This window comes from Saccharothrix hoggarensis (assembly GCF_042678885.1).
Lineage (GTDB): Bacteria > Actinomycetota > Actinomycetes > Mycobacteriales > Pseudonocardiaceae > Actinosynnema > Actinosynnema hoggarensis.
On record NZ_JBHTLK010000145.1, the window covers coordinates 1 to 17,671 of the forward strand.

At 70.6% G+C, this 17,671-nt stretch carries 14 protein-coding genes, 1 tRNA gene and 1 pseudogene; 10 read left to right on the top strand and 6 right to left on the bottom strand.

Translation table 11 applies throughout. The features are described 5' to 3' along the window. Positions 1-214, top strand: a 214-nt coding sequence (locus ACFQ3T_RS23940; protein ID WP_380726068.1) for a hypothetical protein, incomplete at its 5' end; no start/stop codon positions are given. 263 nt (positions 215-477) lie between these two features. Here ACFQ3T_RS23940 and ACFQ3T_RS23945 read toward each other — a convergent pair. The 3 genes from ACFQ3T_RS23945 to dusB form a co-directional block, all read right to left on the bottom strand. After that, complete coding sequence (locus tag ACFQ3T_RS23945) at positions 478-1,356, bottom strand: GGDEF domain-containing protein (protein WP_380726070.1); 879 nt, start codon at positions 1,354-1,356, stop codon at positions 478-480. Between the two features lie 194 nt (positions 1,357-1,550). Next, positions 1,551-2,009 carry a hypothetical protein gene (locus tag ACFQ3T_RS23950; RefSeq protein ID WP_380726072.1) on the bottom strand — a complete coding sequence of 153 codons (459 nt, stop codon included), beginning with the start codon at positions 2,007-2,009 and terminating at the stop codon, positions 1,551-1,553. Next, positions 2,002-3,150: a tRNA dihydrouridine synthase DusB gene (dusB, locus tag ACFQ3T_RS23955; protein ID WP_380726074.1), complete on the bottom strand. Its 1,149-nt coding sequence runs from the start codon at positions 3,148-3,150 to the stop codon at positions 2,002-2,004. The genes ACFQ3T_RS23950 and dusB overlap by 8 nt, the downstream gene beginning before the upstream one ends. A gap of 136 nt (positions 3,151-3,286) precedes the next feature. Here dusB and ACFQ3T_RS23960 point away from each other — a divergent pair, with 136 nt between their 5' ends. Further along, positions 3,287-3,580, top strand: coding sequence for a hypothetical protein (locus ACFQ3T_RS23960; protein WP_380726076.1), 294 nt, complete (start codon positions 3,287-3,289; stop codon positions 3,578-3,580). Beyond that, complete coding sequence (locus ACFQ3T_RS23965; RefSeq protein WP_380726078.1) at positions 3,577-3,885, top strand: hypothetical protein; 309 nt, start codon at positions 3,577-3,579, stop codon at positions 3,883-3,885. The genes ACFQ3T_RS23960 and ACFQ3T_RS23965 overlap by 4 nt, the downstream gene beginning before the upstream one ends. Before the next feature lie 163 nt (positions 3,886-4,048). Here ACFQ3T_RS23965 and ACFQ3T_RS23970 read toward each other — a convergent pair whose 3' ends face one another. After that, positions 4,049-4,522, bottom strand: a complete 474-nt coding sequence (locus ACFQ3T_RS23970; protein ID WP_380726080.1) for a superoxide dismutase — start codon at positions 4,520-4,522, stop codon at positions 4,049-4,051. Between the two features lie 900 nt (positions 4,523-5,422). Here ACFQ3T_RS23970 and ACFQ3T_RS23975 point away from each other — a divergent pair. Next, positions 5,423-5,980 carry a hypothetical protein gene (locus tag ACFQ3T_RS23975; protein WP_380726082.1) on the top strand — a complete coding sequence of 186 codons (558 nt, stop codon included), beginning with the start codon at positions 5,423-5,425 and terminating at the stop codon, positions 5,978-5,980. A 536-nt stretch (positions 5,981-6,516) separates the two neighbouring features. Continuing rightward, positions 6,517-6,893: pseudogene (locus ACFQ3T_RS23980) on the top strand (transposase family protein); the annotation flags it as partial. A 424-nt stretch (positions 6,894-7,317) separates the two neighbouring features. Here the strand turns inward: ACFQ3T_RS23980 and ACFQ3T_RS23985 are convergent. Continuing rightward, positions 7,318-7,393: transfer RNA gene (locus tag ACFQ3T_RS23985), tRNA-Lys, on the bottom strand. Positions 7,394-7,528: 135 nt separating this feature from the next. On the opposite strand from ACFQ3T_RS23985, the gene ACFQ3T_RS23990 reads away from it, so the two are divergent. Further along, a complete protein-coding gene (locus ACFQ3T_RS23990) occupies positions 7,529-8,395 on the top strand; it encodes an exodeoxyribonuclease III (RefSeq protein WP_380726094.1) in 867 nt (288 codons plus the stop codon). A gap of 10 nt (positions 8,396-8,405) precedes the next feature. Here the strand turns inward: ACFQ3T_RS23990 and ACFQ3T_RS23995 are convergent, their stop codons facing one another. Then, a complete protein-coding gene (locus ACFQ3T_RS23995) occupies positions 8,406-9,434 on the bottom strand; it encodes an FAD-dependent monooxygenase (RefSeq protein ID WP_380726084.1) in 1,029 nt (342 codons plus the stop codon). 56 nt (positions 9,435-9,490) lie between these two features. Here ACFQ3T_RS23995 and ACFQ3T_RS24000 point away from each other — a divergent pair, with 56 nt between their 5' ends. The 4 genes from ACFQ3T_RS24000 (at position 9,491) to ACFQ3T_RS24015 (ending at position 17,630) form a co-directional block, all read left to right on the top strand. Next, entirely contained in the window at positions 9,491-10,036 is a 546-nt protein-coding gene (locus tag ACFQ3T_RS24000) for a TetR/AcrR family transcriptional regulator (RefSeq protein ID WP_380726086.1), read from the top strand. A 177-nt stretch (positions 10,037-10,213) separates the two neighbouring features. Beyond that, positions 10,214-10,786, top strand: coding sequence for a hypothetical protein (locus tag ACFQ3T_RS24005; RefSeq protein ID WP_380726088.1), 573 nt, complete (start codon positions 10,214-10,216; stop codon positions 10,784-10,786). Further along, positions 10,786-12,783 (top strand): SPFH domain-containing protein, encoded by a 1,998-nt coding sequence (locus ACFQ3T_RS24010; protein WP_380726090.1) that lies wholly within the window; start codon positions 10,786-10,788, stop codon positions 12,781-12,783. Before ACFQ3T_RS24005 ends, ACFQ3T_RS24010 begins: the two co-directional genes overlap by 1 nt. Continuing rightward, a complete protein-coding gene (locus ACFQ3T_RS24015) occupies positions 12,780-17,630 on the top strand; it encodes a DNA repair ATPase (RefSeq protein WP_380726092.1) in 4,851 nt (1,616 codons plus the stop codon). The genes ACFQ3T_RS24010 and ACFQ3T_RS24015 overlap by 4 nt, the downstream gene beginning before the upstream one ends. Positions 17,631-17,671: the final 41 nt, after the last annotated feature.

A 17,671-nucleotide genomic window follows, 5' to 3' on the forward strand; every position in this document is an offset into this window, starting at 1 on the left:
GCCGGTGCTCTCCGCGGCACGCGTGCCGTTCTGCGGCGGGGCGGGTCTGCGGGGCGGCTCCGGCTCGGGCGCGGCGCGCCTCCCGGTGTCCGACGGACCGGGCGGGACCGGCCGGGGGATGTTGGTGCGGCTGTGCTGCTCCAACAAGTCGGACACGCTCAGCCCGCCGCTGTCCAGCGACCTGCGGCGACGGCCGGTCGGCTGGTCGTCCTGAGAGGCCTGGTCACCTCCGGGTCCGGGGCCGCCACGGCGGGGCTCGTCGGGCACCCGGTCTCCCTTCAGCTTCGGTCACTGGTGGGTCGTCATCACGAGTTGACGACAGCAAGGACACATTGGTTGCACCAACGGCGTGTCACTTGCCTTGGCGATACTACGGATGACCGCCAGTCCTGACGACCACTCCCGGTGATACAGGGGTCGCCAGTACTCGGTTGCGCGCAGCAGCCTACGTCCGAAAGGGTGAGCAGCCCTTAGGTGTCAGTAACCAGCTACCCGCGACTCGGCGATTCCACGTCGCCCGGAAGCGGGACCGGCGAGCCGCACCCGACCGCCCTCCCGATAGGCGACGGCGTTCCGTCCTGACTGCTTGGCCGTGTACAGGAGGCTGTCGGCGCGCAGGAGTTGCTGCTCCGGTCCGACCGGCGGACGGGCCGGCGACTCGGCGGCCGGCGGCTCATAGGCCAATCCAATGCTGACGGTCACTCGCAAACCCGGCGCGAGGGAAGCCCAGGCGTGACGCTCGACACGCAACCGGGCCGACTCGGCGATCTCCACGGCGGGCCCCGCGTCGAGGCCGGGGAGCACGAGGACGAACTCCTCGCCGCCGTACCGGGCGCAGAACGCGCCCTCCGGCAGCTCCTCCTGCAGCAGCTCGACCACGCGTTGCAGCACGCGATCGCCGAGCAGGTGCCCGAACGTGTCGTTGACCTGCTTGAACCAGTCCAGGTCGATCAGCGCGATGGCCAGCCCCGGCGCCGTGCCGCCCCGCTCGGCGACCATGCCGACCAGCCGTTGGTCGAGGTACCGGCGGTTGTAGCTGTGGGTCAGGCTGTCCCGGAGGCTCTGCTCGCGGGCCTCGGCGTGCTCGCGGCGCAGCCGGTCGACCTCGCGCCGCAGCTGCTCGGGCACCTGCGGCGGGTCGTCCTGGTCGGCGTACACCAGGTCGAACGCGGACCGCAGGTGCTGGTACGCCTGCCGCCACTGGCCGCGGGAGGCGAGCAGCGTCGCGATCGACTCGTGCAGCTGCACCAGGCCGGCGCCCTCGTGCTCGGACGTGGGCATCACCCCTCCGGGTTGGCCGTCGCCGGGCCGGCCGTCGCGGTCGAACTCGGCGACCTCGGGTCGCAGTGCGGTCATCGCGCTCACCTCCCTCCTTGCCAAGGTGTCGTCTGATACGAGGCGACGCTTGAGCCGGCAGGACGCGTCACAGAGGGATTTCCCTCTACTGGTTGACCGTGCACTGCTCCGAACTAGTGACGTTTAGTGATCAACATGCCTCAGCGTGTGCTGAGCGTGGTCGACCGCGCTCCACCACGCCTGACGGAGGAGGGTCAGTTGACACAGGGGGCGAAGCCGTACGCCTTGCCGTTGAGGAGCACGACGTGCTGCGAGCCGATTTGCTGGCCGACCGCCGTGCCCTCCTGCACCACCGTCAACGTCACCGCGACGACCAGCACGACGCCACGCGGGTGCTCGTCCTCGCCGGGCGGCGTCCACGTCGGGTCGAGGCGCAGCGTGGACATCGTCGGGTGCACCTCGATGGTGCCGCTGGGCAGCTCGCAGTCCCCGTCGCGGAAGTCCGGGTGCTGGGTGTCGGTGAGCAGTTCGCGCTGCTCGGACGTGCCCTGCCCGCCCGCCTCGTTGAGGTCGGCGAAGTAGCCCGACACCAGCTCCCGCTCCACGTCGGTGACCTGCAGCGGACGTGCCACGCCGGTCACCGCGCCGCCGCACGCGGCCAGGAGGAAGGCGCACGCCGCCGCGGTCAGGCCGCGCACGACCACGTCAGCCACCCGAGTGCAGCTCGTCGGCGCCGACGGGCACCGTCGCGTCCTCGGGGTCGTCCAGCCAGCCTTCGGGCAGCACGACCTTGCCGGGCGAGCCCTGGCGGCCGCGCGGCTCGTCGGCGTTGTCGGGGAACTCCAGCGTCGGGTCGAGCCTGCCGACGAGGTCGTCCAGCTCGGCGAGCGTCGACACCATGGCGAGGCTGCGCCGCAGCTCCGCGCCGACCGGGAAGCCCTTCAGGTACCAGGCCATGTGCTTGCGCAGGTCGCGCAGGCCCTTGTCCTCGCCGAGGAAGTCCGCGAGCAGCGCGCCGTGGCGGCGCAGGATGGACGCCACCTGGCCCAGGCGCGGGCCCTCCGGGATCGGCTCGCCGCGGAACGCCGCCTGCAGCTCGCCGAACAGCCACGGCCGGCCCAGGCAGCCGCGCCCGACGACGACGCCGTCGCAGCCGGTCTTCGCGACCATGTCGAGCGCGTCGCGGGCGCTGAAGATGTCACCGTTGCCGAGCACCGGGACGCTGGTCACGGCCTCTTTCAGGCGGGCGATGGCGGACCAGTCGGCCTGGCCGGAGTAGCGCTGGGCGGCCGTGCGCGCGTGCAGCGCAACCGCTTGCGCCCCCTCGTCCTCGGCAATGCGCCCGGCGTCGAGGTAGGTGAGGTGGTCGTCGTCGATGCCGATGCGGAACTTGACCGTCACCGGCACCCCGGCGGGCTCGGCGGCACGCACCGCGGCCCGCACGATCTGCCGGAACAGCTGCCGCTTGTACGGCAGCGCGGCCCCGCCGCCCTTGCGGGTCACCTTGGGCACGGGGCAGCCGAAGTTCATGTCGATGTGGTCGGCGCGGTCCTCGCCGACGATGATCCTCGTCGCCTCGGCCATGGACTTCGGGTCCACGCCGTAGAGCTGCATCGACCTCGGCCGCTCGTCCTCGCCGAAGGTGATCATCTGCATGGTCTTCGAGTCGCGCTCGACGATCGCCCGGGCGGTGATCATCTCGCAGACGTAGAGCGACGTGGGGCTGCCGAACTCGCGGCAGAGCTGTCGGAAGGCGACGTTCGTGATGCCCGCCATGGGTGCGAGCACGACGGCGGGATCGACCAGGTGGCGGCCGATCTTCAGGGGCTTGGTGGCGTGCAGCGCGGTGGACATCGCCCTCCATTGTCACCCAGCCGCGGTAGTGGCGGTCGCCACGTCGCCGTACCGCTGTGCGGGGCAAGTGGGTATTGCCCACATGTCCCACGCCGCGTACTCTCACGGGAGACCAGGCACGATGCAAGGAGGGCGCATGTCGGTACTCGACGACTTTCGGCCCGTTGCCGAAGTGACCGCCGACGAACGTGCGCGAGTGGCTGTCGGCAAGGCCGGTGCGCACAAGAACGACCGCTACGCGGTGTCCGTCAACGCCGACGGTGCGATCTTGCTGACCCCGTTGGCGAGCATCCCGAGGCGCGAACTGATGGTCTGGGAGAACGACGACCTGCGGGCTTCGTTGTTCCGTGGTCTGGCGGACGCGGCCGAGGGCAACGTGCGGCGCCTGGACTGGATCACCGCCGACGACGAGGAATCCGAAGACGCGTGAGTGCTCCACCGTTCGTACTGCTGTACACCCGCGAGGCGGAGAAGGTCGTCGAAGGTCTTCGGTCGAAGCAGCAGTACGCGCCGAAGCTCAAGAAAGTGCGCAAGGCGCTTCGGCTGCTGGAACAGGCCGGGCCGCGTCACCCCGGTCTGCACTCGCACGACTACCAGTCGGTGCTGGGGCCGGGTGGTGTCACGTTGTGGGAGTCGTACGTGGAGAACAAGACGCCATCCGCGTGGCGCATCTGGTGGATCTACGGTCCGGATGACGGCCAGTTGACCATCGTCACGATCGGTCCGCATCCGTAGGGGCGCGGCGGTACTTCGACCCGTTGTCAACGTGTTGACAACGGGTCGAAGTACGTGTCGATGTGGTCGGCGCGGTCCTCTCCGAAGGTGATCATCCGCATGGTCTTCGAGTCGCGAATCCCTGCGGACGGCCCCGGTGCCGGGTGGTGGAGGGCGGGCGACGTCAGAACGGCACGGTGAGGCAGCCCAGGCGTGCGCCGGCCGTGCCCGCGTGCCCCGGCTCGGTGTGCGTGTGCTCCTCGTGCAGCACGATCGACGCCGGCCGCCGTTCGCCGAACTCCCAGTCGAGGCGGGCGTAGGCGAAGCCCTGCCCTCGCCCGTCGGTGGTGAAGTCGAGCCAGATCTCGTTGCGCGGGTTGGCGAACGCCGGGTCGGTCGCCCCGCCCTGGACGTGCTGGTAGTGCGGTCCGGCGTCAGCCGGCGCCGCGCCGCACGGGTTCACGTGGGCGTGCGCGCCGTAGTCGCGGTCGGGCAGCAGCCCGGTGGCGCGCATCAGCACCACCGTGCCGCCGTCGACGGAGGAGGAGACGACCGAGGCGCGGGCGCCGACCGGCACGCGCGGGTCGTAACTGATCAAGGTCCCGGTGACGGCGGGGGTGAAGGAGGCGGCGAGGGCGAGGGCCACGGCGAGGTGCATGACACCTGCCTATCGGGCCGGCCGCCCCCGTTCCAGCCCCGTCACCCGTTCCAGTGGCGGACCACCCCGCCACCACCCACGTCCCCTGGCCCGAACGCTTGAAGATCGCAGGCCGCGGGCGACGTGCCCGCCGGTCTTGCGACCCACGGGTTCACGCCGACGCGGAGTCCGAATAGGAATGAACCGACCCGCCGGGTTATCGAGTGGCCACCCGATTTGTGCGGCAAAACGTGGCGGCGGCTCTGGGAGGCGACACCTCCAGGCGGTTGACCTGGGGGTTTGTGGGCCGCAAGGGACTCGAACCCTGAACCCGAAAGCTGTGGATCTTCCCTGCTGTTTGTCTGCCGATGCCTTCAGATATCCATCGCTAACTGCAAGATTTCCAAATTTAAACCACCACTTTGGATCGAACGACGCGGTCCTCTGCCGTCATTAATCAGGAGTAATCGGGGGGCGATCTCGCTGTCGGAGCTGCCCATCGCGCCAACTAGCGCCCGCGATGCTCGGTCACTGACAGCTCGTGGCTGCTGTGAGGCCTTTGTAGGTGCTGGCGGCATCACCGCGTCAGACACTTGACCGCGAGGACATCGGGATAACTACCTTCGCCGGTCGGGCGGCCTCGGATGGGCAGGTTAATGATCGTTCACCTGCGGGTTATTCGCTTTCGCGCGTAGCGTGTGGCCCCAACTGCACTTGTCACCGGTTCGAGTGACGTCTGACCAAGAGTGTGGTGGGTCGAGCGGTGCTGTTCGAGACCTTTGATCTGCATCTAAGGGCGTTCGATCACAAAAGTCTAGGTCATCTAGGTCCCTAACCGGCTCACCGCCCGGTCGCGAGCAGGATGGTTCGGCTGCAACCTGTGACACGGAAGACTAGCTACGTCTGTCGGAGGTGTTGAAGGTGGACCCAGAACTGGCACGCGTACTTGTGTCCGGCGGCGCTGGCGTTATAGGTGCACTGGTGGGCGGCGGCGCAGCAGTCTTTGCACAATGGCTGGTGTCGAAGCGACAACATAAGCTGGCGCGTGACCAGTGGCTCCGCGATCGATCCGACTGGCTACGCGAGCGGCGTGCTGACACCTATGTAGGAGTACTGGGTCAATTTCGCACTATCGACCATTACCACACTAAACTAATCAAGCTTTGGGACAGCGGGCAGGATTTGCAGGCTGAAGCAAGACCTGCACTGGATAGTACGGTAACCGATAAGGTTAACGCGTATGCTCCGAAGGGCGTACGCGATGCACTCTTCGCTGCAACTGACGATGATCGCGCTTTTACTGCATTGCTGACCGCAGGGCACACAAAGGATGGTGAACCTTCGGGATCTCCTCACGTCGCCGATACTCCGGCCGGTAAAGCTTATCTAAAATTTCGGGCGAGCCACGGACGTCTTGCCGACCTCATTCGTCGCGCCATCGCGGGTGAAGACGCTACCGCAGGCAGTATCACCCCTTGAACCACTCCCGACTCTGACACGTGCAGGTGCAGCTGGTTCAAGGCGTCCACAGCAATGACCTTCACGCCGCCACCAACCCTCACGCTTGGAAGTGCCTCTGCGGACCGAGGTCGACCTTCGTCCAGTGAGGTGCTGGCCGGTGCCGCCGATAGTGGTCGTTGCGGTCAGGATTACGGTCAGCCGCACCGTGCGCGCCTACGCCCTATGTCGTAGGCCAGCCCGCGAGCTGGTCGATGCTGCTAAGGCGTGGAGCTGTCCGGGCGCGGCAGTCGAGCGCCTCGACCACCAAGCCGGTCTACCACTCGGCACTCGTCCCGATCTGCTACCTCGAGATTAGAACGGGTCTGCTGTCGTCACCTGTCGTGTTCTGCGGACGTCTGCCCTGACCTGCCTTGATGTCCTATCTTGCCCGAGCATCGCCAACTGTCCGCAGTGGTCATCTGCTGTAGTTTTCAGGGTAAGGCTTGGAGACGATCTGGAAGCATGAGTGCTCGTCAACGGCCACAACCTGGTAGCCAGCCTCGGTCGAGTGGCCTCTGCAGGCGGCCATCGACGCGGACACCCGCCTGGTGATCGCCACCGGCGATCCGAAACCGGGCAACCGCAACGACTGCACCGTCTACCTCGACTCCGGCATCGCCGACGTACTCGACGGTCGGCCCGTCATGGCCGACGGCGGCTACCAGGGCAACCCCGAAGTGATCATGCCCTACCGCAAACCCCGCGACGGCACCGTGTTGGCCGACTGGCAGGAAGACCTCAACACCGTCCACCGGTCGACCCGGGCCCGGGCCGAACACGCCTTGGCCCGCATAAGAACTGGACCATCCTGCGCGACTACCGGCGCGCCGCCCACACCCTGCGCGACACCGCCTCTGGCATCGCTCGCCTCCACAACCTCGCCCTCACCGGCTCGCTGACGCGACCTTGGGTGAGGTGGAGCCAGGTTGCCAGGGTGGCTTACGGCACCGTGGGACTCTGGGCCTGGCGGTAGGCGCGGAAGACCTGGCCGATGCTGCGGGACTCACCAGCGGTCCGCGAGGGCCGAGTAGTAACCAGGGGGCACGGTGGCCGGCGAAGACAAGTGGACTGATGACGACTGGCGGGACACGCGCACCGTGGCCGAGTTGCAGCTTGCCCGCATGGAAGAACTCAGCGGCGGTGCAACACGGGGCGCTTGACGCCAACCCGGACGTATACATGGGGTGGCGGTCGCCGGGGCGTGCCGGAGCGGATGCGCTCACCGCTGTGATCAGCACCGACGGCGAATAATTCGGGCGTAAGTGGGGGATTCGGGCTCCTGCCCAATTCCCCGCTACCGCTTTGACCAGCGCTTTTGGTGGGCCGCCAGGGACTCGAACCCTGAACCCGAAGATTAAAAGTCTCCTGCTCTGCCAATTGAGCTAGCAGCCCGTGACGACAGCTTACCGACGACTCGACCCACCGCCGGCACGGGTCGTCGGGTCGGCGGTGTGGGCGCTGTCACGTGCGAACGGGGCGGTGGGGTGGGGCGGTGGACGGGCGCGCGGGGCGGACGGGCGGGCTACCGTGGGGCGGGTGCGGGTGGCTACTTGGAACGTGAACTCGGTCAAGCAGCGCGTGCCCCGGTTCCTGCCGTGGCTGGACCAGCGGCAGCCCGACGTGGTGTGCCTCCAGGAGACCAAGCTCGCCGACGAGGCGTTCACCGCGCTCCTCGGCGACGAGCTCGCCGGCCGCGGCTACGAGGTGGCGGTGCACGGCGAGGCCCGGTGGAACGGGGTGGCCATCCTGTCCCGGGTCGGGCTGGACGACGTGGTCACCGGGCTGGCGGACGGGCCGGGGTTCCCGGAGCCCGAGGCGCGGGCGGTGGCGGCCACGTGCGGCGGGGTGCGGGTGCACTCGGTCTACGTGCCGAACGGGCGGGCGCCGGACTCCGACCACTACCACTACAAGCTGGCGTGGTTGGCGGCGTTGCGGGACGTGGTGGCGGCCGGGCCGGAGGGCGTGGTGGTGTGCGGCGACGTCAACATCGCGCCCGCCGACGCCGACGTGTTCGACCCCGCGGCCTACGTCGGCCACACGCACGTGACGGGGCCGGAGCGGGACGCGTTGGCGGCCCTCCAGGCGACCGGGTTGCGGGACGTCGTGCGCGACCGGTGGCCCACCGAACGCGTCTTCACCTACTGGGACTACCGCGCCGGCATGTTCCACCAGGACCTCGGCATGCGCATCGACCTGGTGCTGGCGTCCGACCCGGTGGCGGCGCGGGTGCGGGCCGCCTGGGTGGACCGGCACGCGCGCAAGGGCACCGGGCCGAGCGACCACGCGCCGGTGATCGTCGACCTGGACGAGGCGCCCGACGGTGACATCGGGCCGGTGGTCCCGCCGCCGTCCGCGCCGCGCACCCGGAAGTCCGTGAAGCTGCCCCAGTCGTAGCGGACGGACCTCAACCGGCCAGTTCGTCGCGTTCCAGGTCGGCGCTCCACGACGGCGACCGGGGTCGCAGGGCGAGGGCCACGCGCAGGACGGCGTCGCGGACGGCGGTGCCCCGGCGCACCCGCGCCAGCCGGTTGAGCTGGAGTGACCGCCTGGCCAGGAGTCGCGTCGCCCGGCGGCGCTGGGCGTCGTACGCGCGCAGGCCCGCGTCGACGTCGCCCGCCAAGCACTCGGCGAGCACCACGCCGTCGATGATCGCCTGGCACGCGCCCTGTCCGAGGTCGGGCGTCATGGCGTGGGCGGCGTCGCCCAGCAGCGCGACCCGGCCCTGCACGTAGCTCGGCAGCGGCGCGAGGTGGAGCAGGTCGTGCCGCAGCACGTCGCCCGCCGCGGCGAGCACGCGCGGGATGGGGTCGTGCCAGTCGGCGAACACGTCGAGGTCGTCGTCGGGACCGGTCATGGCGTACCAGTTGGTGCGGCCGTCGGCCTGGGGCGTGAGGCCGAACTTCACGCCCCTGCCCCACGTCTCACCGCCGGCGGCGACGGGGACGTCCACGGTGCCGCGCCACCCGACCGCGCCGGAACGGCGCACCTCCGCGTCGAACAGCGCCCCGCGGACCCCGCTGTGGATGCCGTCGGCGCCCACGACGACGTCGCAGCCGTCCGCGCACCCGGCCAGGTCGGCGGTCGCGCCGAACCGGATCACGCCGTCCGGCAACGCCCCGGCGAGCACGCCGAGCAACGCGGGCCGGGTGAGCAGGTGCACCGAGCCGGCGTCGAGGGCGCCGATCACGGTGCCGTCCGGCTTGCGCAGCGTGCCGTCGGGCTGTCGCCGGCCGACCCGACGTGCGGCGTCGCCCAGCCCGAGGCGGTCGAGGGCGCGGAGTGCGTCCGGCCAGATCCCGAGCCCCGTGCCGACGTCCGGCAAGGCCGCCGAACGCTCGTGGACGACCACGTCCCAGCCCCGCCGCCGCAAGCCGACGGCCGCCGCCAGGCCGCCGACCCCTCCGCCGATCACCACCGCGCGTCGTCTGCCCATGCCGGCCACCGTACTACAGCTGTAGTGAGACTTACTACGGGTGTAGTGTGACGGCGATGACCAGGCAACGGCAGGTGCTCGACGCCGCGATCCACGTGCTCGGCACCGGCGGCCCGCGCCAGCTGACGCACCGCGCCGTCGACGCCGCGGCCGGGCTGCCGCAGGGCTCGACGTCCAACCACTTCCGCACCCGCGACGCCCTGGTCACCGCCGTCCTCGGCCGCCTGCTCGAACGCGAGACCGTCCTCTGGGGACGGTTGGCGGGCGACGTCGGCACGCCTGACGCCTTCGCCGCGGCGGTCGGCGAGCTGGTCCGGCGCCTGGCCGAGGACCGCGTCATGACCCTCGCCCGGCACGCGCTGTTCGTGGAGGCGGCGCAGCGGCCGGAACTGCGCGGTGACGTCGACCGGGCGCAGCGCGAGATCGCCGGCTGGGCGCTGCCGCTGGTCGCGCACCTCGGCGCGCCCGACCCGCCCGCCGCCCTCGCCCTGCTGCTCGCCGTGATCGACGGCCTGCTGGCGAACCACCTCGCCAACCCCGACGCGCACTTCGACCCCACCGCCGCCGTTCGCACGGTCCTGCGCGGCATCCTGGCGGACTGACGCCGAGGACTCGCGACGCCTCGACCCCGCGACCCCGCGACCCCAATATCCAGCGACGCGGTCCCGAGCCGCGGCCGCACGTCCGGGCGGGCACTGATCGAGGTGGTTCGACCGCGCTGCGTGATTCCGCCCAAGTGGCGCCCCGCACCGGGATAAGGTCCCGCGAAAGGGGGGCACATGGGGGAGTTCTTCGCCGCGGCGCTGGGATTCCCGGTTGTCGTGCTGAGCATCCTGCTGGTGGTCGTCGTCGCCTACTGGCTGCTCGTCGCGTTCGGCGCGGCGGACGCGGACTGGGTCGAGCTCGACATCGGCGGGGTGCCCGCGACGGTCGGACTTTCCCTCCTGGTCGTCCTCTCCTGGTTCGCGTGCCTGGTGGGCGCCGTGCTGCTCACGCCGTCGACGCTCCTGGGCGCGGGTGTGCTGGCAGGTTCGCTGGTGGTGGGCCTGGTGCTGACCCGGCTGGTGATGGCGCCGCTGAAGCGGCTGTTCCCGAGCGACCCGCCCGCGTCACGCCTCGACTTCGTCGGCCGCCCGTGCGTCATCCGCACCGGCCGGGTGACGCAGACCTTCGGCCAGGCCGAGGTCACCGCCGCGGACGGGTCGTCGGCCCTCGTCCAGGTGCGGCAGGCCGGGCAGGACCCGCTCCGCGCGGGCAGCGAAGCCCTGATCTTCGACTACGACGCCGACGGCGAGTTCTTCTGGGTCGCGCCCATCTGGGCCGGACCCACCCACACACTGGGGGACCACTGATGGATGTGATCACCACCGGGTTCGGCATTCTCGTCGCCGTCGTCCTGGTCGTCGTCATCGGCCTGCTGATCCTGATCAGCCGCCTGTTCCGGAAGATCGACCAGGGCAAGGCCCTGATCATCTCCAAGGTGCGCAAGGTGGACGTGACGTTCACCGGCGCCGTCGTCCTTCCCGTGCTGCACCGCGCGGAGATCATGGACATCTCGGTGAAGACCATCGAGATCCGCCGCGCCGGGCAAGAGGGCCTGATCTGCCAGGACAACATCCGGGCCGACATCCGCATCACGTTCTTCGTGCGCGTCAACAAGACCGTCGAGGACGTCATCAAGGTCGCCCAGGCCATCGGCACCGCCCGCGCGAGCGACGAGCAGACGCTGCAGGAGCTGTTCAACGCCAAGTTCTCCGAGGCGTTGAAGACGGTCGGCAAGCAGCTCGACTTCATCGACCTCTACACCAAGCGCGACGAGTTCCGCGACCGGATCATCCAGGTCATCGGCACCGACCTCAACGGCTACAGCCTGGAGGACGCGGCGATCGACTACCTGGAGCAGACGCCGATGGCGCAGCTCAACCCGTCGAACATCCTGGACGCCCAGGGCATCCGCAAGATCACCGAGCTGACCGCGATCGAGCACGTCCGCACGAACGAGTTCACGCGGCACGAGGAGAAGGAGATCACGCGCCAGAACGTCGAGGCGCGCGAGGCGATCCTGGAGCTGGAGCGCCGCCAGGCCGACGCGGAGATCAAGCAGAAGCGCGAGGTCGAGACGATGCGCGCCCGCGAGGAGGCGGAGATCGCCAAGGTGCAGGCGGAGGAGCGGCTGAAGGCCAACACCGCCCACATCCGCACCGAGGAGCAGCTGGGCATCCAGACCGAGAACAAGGCGCGCGAGATCGCCGTCGCGGAGAAGAACCGCGAGCGGGTCATCGCGATCGAGACCGAGCGCATCGAGAAGGACCGGCTGCTGGAGGTCATCGGCCGGGAACGGGAGACCGAGCTGTCCCGCATCTCCGCGGACAAGGAGGTCGAGGGCGAGAAGCGGGCCATCGCCGAGGTGGTGCGCGAGCGGATCGCGGTCGAGAAGACCGTGGCCGAGCAGGAGGAGATCATCAAGCGGCTGCGCGCGGTCGAGGAGGCCGAGCGCGAGCGCCAGACGTTGGTCATCCACGCCGAGGCGCAGGCCCAGCAAGGCCTGGTGAAGGACATCAAGGCCGCCGAGGCCGCCGAGCAGGCCGCGAAGTTCAAGGCCCGCGAGGAACTGCTCCTCGCCGAGGCCCGGCAGCAGGCCGCCGAGCTGGACACCCGCGCCATGATCCGCCTCGCCGAGGGCAAGCAGGCGGACGCGGCGGCGAGCGGCCTGGCCGACGTGCAGGTGCGCGAGCGTGACGCGGAGGCGATCGAGAAGGTCGGCCGCGCGGAGGCCGTGGTGGACCGCGAGAAGGCGCTGGTGGAGGCCCTGGCGATCCGCGAGAAGCTGAAGGGCGAGGCCGAGGGCCTGGCGGACAAGGCGGGCGCGATGGCGGCGCTGGACGGCGCCACCCGCGAGCACGAGGAGTACCGGCTCCGGCTGGAGGCCGAGAAGGAGATCCGGCTCGCCGGGATCGACGTGCAGCGGCAGGTGGCCGAGTCGCAGGCGAAGGTGCTCGCCGCGGGCCTGGAGAAGGCCGACATCGACATCGTCGGCGGCGACAGCATGTTCTTCGACCGGATCGTCGGCGCCATCACGGTCGGCAAGCAGGTGGACGGGTTCGTCGGCCACTCGGACGTGGCGCAGGCGCTGGCCGGGCCGTGGCTGGACGGGTCGGCGAGCTTCACCGACGACGTCGGCCGGCTCCTCGGCTCGCTGAGCACCGGTGACGTGAAGAACCTGACCGTGTCCGCGCTGCTGCTCAAGCTGATCAACTCCGGCGGGCCGGACGAGGCCAAGCTGCGCGAACTGCTGGCCGCCGCGCAACGCCTGGGCGTGGCCGAGCGGCCGGTCGCCTCGCTGTCGTGACCACTGTCGCGGAGACGGGGCTCGACGCGGGCACCTACGAGGTGCTGCGGGTCCGGCTGGCCGAGCAGGCCGCCGGGCTCGCCCGCCGGGCGGAGGCGCTCAACGCGCGCCGGTTGGAGGTGTTCGGCAGCGCCGAGCTGACGCTGCTGGGCACCGAGCGCATCCGCACCGAGCACAACTGCGTGCCGCGCGACTGCGTTCCCCTCTCCGTCGCCGAGGGGCGGGGGTCGCAGGTGGCCGGGCTGATGCTGTTCGGCTACAACGTCTTCATCGGCCTGAAGCCGGAGACGACGGTCGACGACGTGTTCTCGCTGCACCGCTTCACCCGCGACGGCGACGCGTTCCGGTTCGAGGACGCCGGGGACGACGAGCTGCCCGGCCTGCTGCGCGACCCGCGGTTCGAGCGCGACTTCGCCGAGCTGTACCGGTACTACCGGGACACCCGGCTGATCCAGCTGCGCCGGGTCGAGGGCAGGCTGCTGGCCGTGTTCCAGACGGGCGCGCGGATCGAGGACATCCGGGTGCTGCGCTGGCAGGTCGGCGTGGACGGCACCGTGGAGTACCTCGACAACCGGGGCGAACGGGACCACGTGTTCCCGCCGTCGCACGACTTCGAGTGGGTCGCGACCGGGCGCGAGCACCACGTGCTCGGCCGCCACCCGCACATCTCCATCGAGGACGAGGTCTTCGTCGAGACCATCAACGGCGACCTCACGATCAAGGTGGAGAACAACACCGAGACCGGCGAGGGCGTCTACCGCGAGCCGGTGGACGAGCCGCTGCAGTCGCTCGCCGACGGCGAGGTGCACTACGCGCGGGTGGGGTCGCTGATCCTGCTCCGCGTGCGCCCGTACAACGAGACCGCGTGGCGCCACCTGGTGTTCAACACCCGCACCCGGTCCGTGGTGCGGCTGGACGGCATCGGCCAGGCGTGCCAACGGCTGCCCGAGGACCAGGGCCTGATCTTCCCCGGCGGCTACTACCTGGCCACGGGCGTGAACAAGACGTTCGACACGGTGGTGGACGAGCTCGAGTTCGAGCGGGTCATCCGCTCGACCAACGGCGAGGACGTGCTGTACGTCTTCCACGCCCGCCGCGACGGCCGGTCGCTGCTGCTGCCGTACAACGTGATCCGCAAGGAAGTGGCGAACCCCCTGTCGTGCCACGGGTACTCGCTGTTCGACGACGGCACGCTGGTCGTGTTCCGCGCATCCAGTGACGAGCCGACCCGCGTGCACCCGATGCAGGTGTGGCAGACGCCGTACCTGTCGGACGCGTACGCGGCCGCGCAGCCCGTCGGCACGGGCCCGCTGGAGCGGGTCGGCAACGCGGACCTGGTGCGCGGCATCTCCGACTGCCTGTCGGTGAGCCGCATGGTGGGCGAGATGGCGCCGTCCGTGCCCGTGTTCGAGGACCTGATCGCCTCCTGCACCAGGGTGTTCGACGCCTACCACTGGCTGGGCGAGGCGGAGCTGGAGGACCTGCGCACCCCGTTGACGCAGGTGCGGGCCACCGCCGAGCAGGTGCTGGACGAGTTCGAGACCGTGCAGGCGTTGACCGACCAGGCCGCGACGGCGTTGGCCGACGCGGACGGGGAGGTCGCGTCCCTGGTCCGGCGGGTGCGCGGCGACGTGCCGACGACGGCCGACGCGTGGGTGCGGCAGCTGGCCGACCTGCGGCGGGCGCAGGGCCACCTGGTGACGTTGAAGGAGCTGCGGTACGTCGACGTCGCCCGCATCGACGAGCTGGTCGCGGGCCTCGGTGACGAGCTGGGCGCCACGGCGCGGCGGGCGGTCGAGCACCTGCGCCGCGACGACGCGTTCACCGGCTACCACGAGCAGGTGGCGGGGCTGGTCGCCGAGGCGGAGGCCATCGGCACGGTCGCCGAGGCCGCGCCGGTGGTGGAGGAGCTGGGCGAGCAGCAGCGCGGGCTCGAAGTGCTGACCGAGGTCGTCGGCTCGCTGGACATCGCCGACGCCACCGTGCGCACCTCGATCCTGGAGCGCATCGGCGAGGTGCTGGGCGGCCTGAACCGGGCACGGGCCACTGTGGACGGTCGCAGGCGCGCCCTGCTGGCCACCGAGGGCCGGGCCGAGTTCGCCGCCGAGTTCGCGTTGCTGGGCCAGGCCGTCACGGGCGCGCTGGCCGCCGCCGACACCCCGCGGCGCTGCGACGAGCAGCTGGGCCGGCTGCTGCTGCAGCTGGAGAACCTGGAGGCCCGGTTCGGGGAGTTCGACGACTTCCTGACCCGCCTCGGCGACAAGCGCACCGACGTCTACGAGGCGTTCTCGTCGCGCAAGCAGGCGCTGCTGGACGACAGCGCCCGCCGCGCCGACCGGCTGGCCACCTCTGCCGACCGCATCCTGGCGAGCGTGACCGGGCGGGTCGCGTCGCTGGCGTCGTTGGACGAGGTGAACACCTACTTCGCGTCCGACCCGATGGTGGCGCGGGTCAGGTCGGTCGCGGACGAGCTGCGCGCGCTGGGCGACCAGGTGCGCGCGGAGGAGCTGGACGGCCGCGTGCTGGCCGCGCGGCAGGAGGCGGGACGCGCGCTGCGCGACCGGCTGGACCTGTTCGACGGCGAGACGATCCGGCTGGGCCGGCACCGGTTCGCGGTGAACACCCAGCCGGTCGACCTGACCCTGGTGCCGAAGGACGGCGACCTGGCGTTCGCCATCACCGGCACGGACTTTCGCGCGCCGGTGCGCGACCCGGAGTTCGCGGACACCCGGCCGTTCTGGGAGCAGCCGCTGGTCTCGGAGACGGCGGAGGTGTACCGGGCCGAGCACCTGGCCGCGTCGATCCTGGCCACGCACCCGCTCGACGCGCTGCACGCCGCCGTCACCGAGGACCGGTTGCCGGACCTGGTGCGCCAGGTCGCCGAGTCGCGGCTGGACGAGGGGTACGAGCGGGGCGTGCACGACCACGACGCGGCACGCGTCCTCGACGTGCTGCTGCGCCTGCACGCGGGCGCGGGCGTGCTGCGGTACCCGCCGGCCGCCCGTGCCGCGGCCCAGCTGTACTGGGCGTCGGCCGACGAGCGGGAGCGGGAGCTGTTCGAGCGGCGCGCGACGTCGCTGGGACGGGCGCGCACGGTGTTCGGCCACACCGCGGCGATCGACGAGCTGTGCGCGGAGCTGTCCGAGCGGGCCGGCGACCCGTTGGCGGGCGAGTACCTGTTCGAGGAGTTGTGCAGCGCGCCGTCCGGGTTCGCGACGAGCGCCGGGGCGCGGGCTCTGGTGGACGAGTTCCACCGGGCGTTGGGCGGGCGCAAGGAGTTCGACGAGGACTTGCGGGCCTTCGACGACCTCGCGGTGCGGCGGCGGCTCGTGGAGGGCTGGTACGAGGCGTTCCTGGCGGGCCGCGCCGAACCGGACCTGCCCGAGGCGGTGGCCCTCGAACTGTGCCGCGACCTGCCCCGGCACGACTCGTCGGCGCAGTTGTTGGCCACTGTGGACGGTCTGCTCGGCACGCACCCCCGGATCACCGACCGGAAGCTGGAGCTCCGGCTGGACGAGCTGCTCACCCGCACCCGCGCGTTCCGGGAGCTGCGCGTGCCCGCCTACCGGGCGTACCAGCGCCGGCGCAACGAGGTCGTGGCCCGGGAGCGAACCCGGCTGCGGCTGGACGAGTTCCGGCCCAAGGTGATGAGCGCGTTCGTCCGCAACCGGCTGCTGGACGAGGTGTACCTGCCGCTGATCGGCGACAACCTGGCCAAGCAGCTCGGCGCGGCGGGCGACGACAAGCGCACCGACCAGATGGGCCTGCTGCTGCTCATCTCACCGCCCGGCTACGGCAAGACCACGTTGATGGAGTACGTCGCCCACCGCCTCGGCCTGGTGTTCGTCAAGGTCAACGGCCCGTCGCTGGGCCACGACGTGACGTCGGTCGACCCGGCGGACGCGCCGAACGCCACCGCCCGCCAGGAGGTCGAGAAGATCTCGTTCGCGCTGGAGGCGGGCAACAACGTCCTGCTGTACCTGGACGACATCCAGCACACGTCGCCGGAGCTGCTGCAGAAGTTCATCTCCCTGTGCGACGCGCAGCGGCGGATGGAGGGCGTGTGGGACGGCCGCACCCGCACGTACGACCTGCGGGGCAAGCGGTTCGCGGTGTGCATGGCCGGCAACCCGTACACCGAGTCGGGGCAGCGGTTCCGCATCCCCGACATGCTCGCCAACCGCGCCGACGTGTGGAACCTCGGTGACGTCCTGTCCGGGCGCGAGGACCTGTTCGCGCTGAGCTACGTCGAGAACGCGCTCACCTCGAACCCGGTGCTCGCGCCGCTGTCCACGCGGGACCGCGGTGACGTCGAGCTGCTCGTGCGCATGGCGCGCGGCGAGGAGGTGCGGGCGGACCGGCTCGCGCACCCGTACACGTCGGTGGAGCTGGAGCAGGTGCTGTCCGTGCTGCGGAAGCTGTTGCGGGTGCAGGAGGTCGTGCTGGCGAACAACCAGGCGTACATCGCCTCGGCCGCCCAGTCCGACGCCTCGCGCGTCGAGCCGCCGTTCCGGTTGCAGGGCTCCTACCGGAACATGAACAAGCTGGCGGAGAAGGTCGTGCCGGTGATGAACGACGCCGAGCTGGCCGCCGTGATCGACGACCACTACGTCGGCGAGGCGCAGACGTTGACGTCGGGCGCGGAGGCGAACCTGCTGAAGCTGGCCGAACTGCGGGGCACGCTCACGCCGGAGCAGGCGGCGCGCTGGGCCGAGGTGAAGGCCGGGTACGTCCGGGCGCAGGCGTTGGGCGGCTCGGACGACGACCCGATGAGCCGGGCCGTCGGCGCGGTGGGCCTCCTGGCGGACCGCGTGGGAGGCGCGCTGGACCGCCTGGCCGAACGCTGACCCGCGTCGCCCGGCCGACGCGGATCGGGCGGCGCGGATCG